Source organism: Campylobacter sp. CH186 (genome assembly GCF_004378925.1).
Classification (GTDB): Bacteria; Campylobacterota; Campylobacteria; order Campylobacterales; family Campylobacteraceae; genus Campylobacter_D; species Campylobacter_D jejuni.
This window is the reverse complement of sequence record NZ_RYYB01000014.1, coordinates 1-5,532: the sequence shown is the minus strand read 5'-3', so window position 1 is coordinate 5,532 and position 5,532 is coordinate 1. Positions and strand designations below refer to the sequence as shown.

Below are 5,532 nucleotides of genomic sequence, written 5' to 3'. Positions count from 1 at the left end.
AAGCATTGTTAAGATTGACATTGAGTTTAGCAAATTTTCCAAATTCTGCTCCACCTACTTTGCTTGTTCCTATACCTACTATAGTCATACCTTCATCTTTAACATTACCATAGCTTACATTAGCACTATAAGAAAAACTATCATTGCTAATGCCATTATAAACTCCTTCTATACCAAAGCTTATTGTATCAGAGCTTTTATCTATAGTCATGATATTTAATCTTGAATCACTAAGCTTTTTATGATAATAGCTTGAAGTTAAATAAAAAGAATTATAAGTTGTAATCCACAAAGGATATTTTAAATCTATACCTAGATTTTCAGAAGTTCCTATAAAGTCAAATTCTCTCCAAATTCCTCCTAAAGCATAGTTTCCTTTAGAATAACTTGGAGTGATTTTTAAATTCCCTAAGAAAGTAGTATAGCTTATATCATAGTTAGTTTGTGCTTCATCGCTTCTTTGCAAATAAGCATTAAGACTATCTCCTTGATGAGCTATGTTATTAAAACTCATACTAGCACCACCCCTATATCTGCCTGATTCTTTTATACCGTAATTATCCCCATAAAACAATACAGAAACAAAGCTATCACTAGGGGTAGTTTCTATCACTACATCTGTTTCACCTGGATTATCTCCTGCTTTTAAAGAAGCAAGGGTTTGTATGCCATACATTTCATTGACTTTATAAACTGCATCTTCTACTAATTTAGTAGTGATGATTTCACCTTTATGATTAGGTAATTTACTTTCTATAGCATAATCTCTTACACTAGAATTGTTTTGAACCACATATTTACCTAAAACACCTAAGGTGATATTGATTTGAATTTGATCTTTTAGTTCTTGTTGTGGGATATAAGCTGTAGCAGCAGGATAACCACTAACTTGAACATAATAAGAAATAATATTGGCTATATCTTGTAAGTCTTGAACTGAAATACTTTCTTTTTTGTAATCGTTTAAGGCTTCTTGTAAAACTTGCTCATCCAAACCTAGATCTTTAAAGTTTATGTTTTTATTGGTAATATGAAAGCTAAAGCTAACTTTATGAATTGATTCTTCTTTAGAAGTATTTTTTTTAAAGAAGGAGTATTTGAATTTGGGGTTTTAGTTTTTAAAGTATTATCATTAGACAAATTAGATTGATTTTTTTGAGTGTTGTTATTATCTTTTTGAGTGTTTTTCTTTGTGTTAGTGGTTTTTGAATTATTATCATCACTAGTATTAGAATGATCTATGATAATCACTCCATCTTTTACTTTTAAGTGTTATTGTAGTTTTTTAAGTTAGCATCTTCTTTATAAGGAGATTGTTCTAACATTTGTATGGTTTTTTTATTATCTTTAGTATCGCTAGCATAAAGGCTTAAGATAGCTAAACTAGATAGTAAGATAATGCGTTTCATTTGTGTTTTTCCTTTTTAATGATTTCATAAGATCTTGTTTTTAGATTTGGTTTTTAATCTTTTTTATTTTTTGCTTTTTCTGTTTTTATTTTTCTTTCTTTTTATCTTTTTATTTATCTTTATTTTTTGTATTTGTTTGATTGATTATCAATCTTTTTTGATTTTTAATCTTTAAATTTTGTTTGTTTTATTAATTTTTAACAAGATCCAAAAGGCTTTTAACCTTTTGGATTTTAATCATCTTGAGCAAAGATTTCCTGCTTTAAAATTATCCGATACTATACAAGCATTACCACTTTCTTGAGTACTGGCTTCATCTATACTTGCTTGTTTATCATCTTCATTGATATTTGGATCTTCATCTGTAGTTTGCATAAGCAAAGCTGTAGCAATGTCAGGTTCTTGTTGTCCTATGGTATCATTTGGGTTATTATTAGAACCGTTGTTGTTACCATTGTTAATACCACCTGAATCGGTTCCATCATTTCCGTTGTTGGAGTTGTTAGATCCTGAATTTATAATGGATACTGGCTTATAGTTTGCACTATATTTTCCATTGATTGTAAGATGACTAGTTCCATCTATACTTGCACTTGCTAAAGTTTTATTAGAATTTTCTAAACTAGAATTATTGCTAGCTGTAGTAGTTTGAAGAGCTGTTGTAGCTTGTTGTAAATCACTAGAAGCTTTATCGACAGCTTGTTTTAAACCTGCAAGAACTTTATCGCCATTATTGCCTGTTATACCATTTAAAGTGGTATTGTAAGCTTCAACTGCTTTATTATAAGTTTCTACAGCATCATCGTAAGTTTTTTGAATTTTTTCTTGCTCTTCGTTTATTTTAGGAATTTGAGAAAGAATTTCTTTTGTTTTAATAATAGCTTGATTGCTTTTTTCTAATGTAATATAATGAGAATTAAGAGCATTTTTTAAGCTTTCATTTTCACTTAAACTTGCTTGATTATATAAGGCGGTAGCAAAATCCATGCTTTGACTAATGTTTGCTAATTCATCACTTGAAAACTCTTGCTTGTTTTCTTTATAAAATTTATTCAGATTTTTAATATCTACATAAGAATTGATTTTTAATGCATCGAAAATCGAATTTATAACTTCGTTTGAGATGTCTGCTGAAGTGATGAGATTGCTAGTTTCATAAACTATATGATTTTTTTTAATATAGTCAGCAGAATTTCCAAATGTACTACCTTTTAGCATTCCATTGTTTGCAAAACCACCTTCATTGGCATTGTATACATTCCCATTAACCCATCCAGCATTCCAAAAACCATTAACAACACTTACAGATTCACCAATTAAAAAAACTATTCCATTTGATGAATCCCAATCTCCTACATTTCCATCTTTATCAAAATCAGCATATTGTTTAGCTACTATTCCAATATAATCACTTTTTATATATCCTGTGTTTATAATATTTCCCATATTAGGCTTAATTACAGGAGAAACGCCCTTCTTATATTCATATCCTGCAATATTTCCACTACTCGCAAACTCTTGCATCTCTTTATCCCCTATTGATGAAGCAGACAGAACAATTTTATTTGCATTAATACTTCCATCTTTACCCACTACTATACCATTAGGATTGATTAAAAAGATATTATTGCTTCCACCTTCTAGCTTTCCATCTATTGTAGAGCTTTTGGTTCCATAAGCAATGTTTAGGTAGTTTTGGTTAGTTTTTCCTTGTCCAAAATTTACAGTTTCACCCTTAGCTATATTAAAACCACCACCCCATTGGATAACAGAGTTTACTTTATTACCTGTAATATTCATGGTATTACCATTTACATTTATACTTCCACTTGTTCCATGAGTGAACTTACCCCCGCTTGGTAAAGCATAGCTTTGTGTAAAAAGTAACGAACCTACAACTAAAGACAAAGAAAGTTTATTTAACTTTTTCATGACTTGCTCCTTTTTGTAAGATTAAGATTTAAGAATCTTTTGTTTATATTTATAAAAATACAAGCAAAAGATTCCTATCTTTAAGATAGGAATGATTTATTTTATCTTTGCGTAAATGCTTTTGCCATCTTGAGATATTCTTACTTCATAAGAAAGTTTTTGTAAATTCATCTTTTTTAATCTATCTATAGAACTTAGTTTAAAATCTTCTTTGTTTTTTTGCATTTTTCCAATGAAGCTTTGAAGTTCTTCTTGATTTAAAGTATTAGAGTTTTCATCTATAAAACCTTGCTCACTTTGTAAGATTAAGATTTCTTTATTTTTAAGGTAGGGGTATTGCTCTTTGAGGGTATAAAGAGCCAATACTCCCTCGCTAGAAATATTAATAGGAGCATCGTATGACTTCAAAAAGGGGAGTTGTGTTGATTTTATTGGATACAATAAGATAATAATGCTCAAAGTTATTAATAATTCTAGCTTCAACTTTAGTATTTAAAATCAGTCTATTGTTTTTACTTAAACTGATGGCTGAAGGAGCTACAGCATTAGAAGCACTATAATTATCTTCATAATGCACCAACGCTCCTGCTAATATATCTATGAAAGTGTTTTTAAATATATTTAAATTCCCACCTATATAAGGTATTATTATAAGATTTAGCTTCACTTAAACCTGTAATGGCTGAAGGAGCTATAAAAATAGAATTGTTATTTTTATACTCATCAAGATTGAGATTGTTTATGATTAAGGTATTATCATGGGCATTGTTTGAAAGTCCAGCTATAATACTTAAAATTCCTTCTCTTTTATCTGAAGTTACACCAAATAAAGTATCACATTGATAATGATTTTATTATAAGCAGCTTCATTATAAGCCATAATCAAATAAGCATTATCAGCTGCATTAGAAGAATAGTTTTTTATATCTATGGTATTATGTTTGGCTTTATCTAAAGCTCTTATGATGATTTTAGAACCTTTATCTATATTACTTGCATCGGTAATGCTTTGAACATTGTTGTAATTTATAGTATTATAAGAGGCTTCTTTAGCTTCTGTTAATACAGTTAAATTTCTAAAAGAAGCAAAGTCTTTAATCACTACTTCATTGTTATTAGCACTACTAGGATAAAAGTCTTGATTATTAAGAATGTTTTTCTTAGCTGTATAAATGTATACAGGTAAGGTTGACATAGAATTATTGATATAAACTTTATTATAATCCGCACTGCCTTCTAAGGTTCTAGCAGCTACAATATTTAAAGCATCTTTATAGCTTTGAGAAAGATCGGTTGTGGTAAGATCGTTTTTAATATTAATGGTATTATGATTAGCTCCTTTAGTTGCAAAGCCACCATAAAAAGAATGTTGGTTATAACCTAAGAAGTTATTAGCGATTTCTAAAGGATGTTTTAATTCTATGTTTAAGGTATTATAATTTGCTTCTCCATTATTAGAAGCTCCTGCATAGAAGTTAAATAAAGCTTGAGCAAAAATGTTCTCATTGTTTTTATCTTTTTTTAGGTTTTTAATATCTTTTAAATTGATAGTATTATCTAAGGCTTGTCCTTGTTCGGTTTTTCCACCCCAAAAATCAGCAAATAAAACAGAATTATAAACTAGGGGCTGTTTATCATGGTTCATATACATATCAAGATTAAAACCATCTATGTCTAAAAGGTTTTTACTGACTTGAAAGTTTTTATCTGTTCCACTATCTATATAACCTGCGCTAATATGAGCAGCAGCTGAACTAGCATAAGTTTTGCTTGGACCATGGATAATCATATTAGCATCTTTGATAAAGATTTTATTGTTTTTTACATTACCTTGATAAGCTAAACCACCTACAAGGTGAGTGATTCTTTCATCAAAGGTATTATTACCATTTTTATCTTTTTTAGGTAAGGAAGTAAAAAACTCTACACTGCTACCTGCTTCTATATTTAAACTATTATTTGTAGAATCTCCATAAGTGGCTATAGCTCCGATTAAATAAGGAGCACCATTTAAGGCTAAATCATAAGTGTTCTCAACTCCCATACTAATATGGGCATCTTTTTGAAGTATGGTTTGGTTATAGCTTGCATTACCATAATGGGTAAAGGTAGAACTCATTAAGAAATTCATGTGTTGATTGCTTTTAGAATTACTAGGGTTTTTTATATGAGTATCTTTAGGTTTAAGATA

General features: G+C 29.4%; 2 protein-coding genes and 4 pseudogenes. All 6 read right to left on the bottom strand.

What is annotated here, in order from left to right; translation table 11 throughout:
- Window positions 1-1,325 (bottom strand): annotated as a pseudogene (locus ELQ09_RS08130) (ShlB/FhaC/HecB family hemolysin secretion/activation protein); the annotation flags it as partial.
- A 321-nt stretch (window positions 1,326-1,646) separates the two neighbouring features.
- A complete protein-coding gene (locus ELQ09_RS08460) occupies window positions 1,647-1,784 on the bottom strand; it encodes a hypothetical protein (RefSeq protein WP_240692768.1) in 138 nt (45 codons plus the stop codon).
- A 140-nt stretch (window positions 1,785-1,924) separates the two neighbouring features.
- Window positions 1,925-2,249: pseudogene (locus tag ELQ09_RS08455) on the bottom strand (hypothetical protein).
- Between the two features lie 519 nt (window positions 2,250-2,768).
- Window positions 2,769-3,341, bottom strand: a pseudogene (locus ELQ09_RS08450) (filamentous hemagglutinin N-terminal domain-containing protein); the annotation flags it as partial.
- 96 nt (window positions 3,342-3,437) lie between these two features.
- Window positions 3,438-3,704, bottom strand: a complete 267-nt coding sequence (locus ELQ09_RS08445) for a hypothetical protein (protein WP_134224982.1) — start codon at window positions 3,702-3,704, stop codon at window positions 3,438-3,440.
- 9 nt (window positions 3,705-3,713) lie between these two features.
- Window positions 3,714-5,532 (bottom strand): annotated as a pseudogene (locus tag ELQ09_RS08325) (hypothetical protein); the annotation flags it as partial.

Coding starts and splice junctions, on each gene's coding strand:
- ELQ09_RS08460 (WP_240692768.1), bottom strand. CDS start 1,784: ATGCAAACTACAGATGAAGATCCAAATATCAATGAAGATGATAAACAA.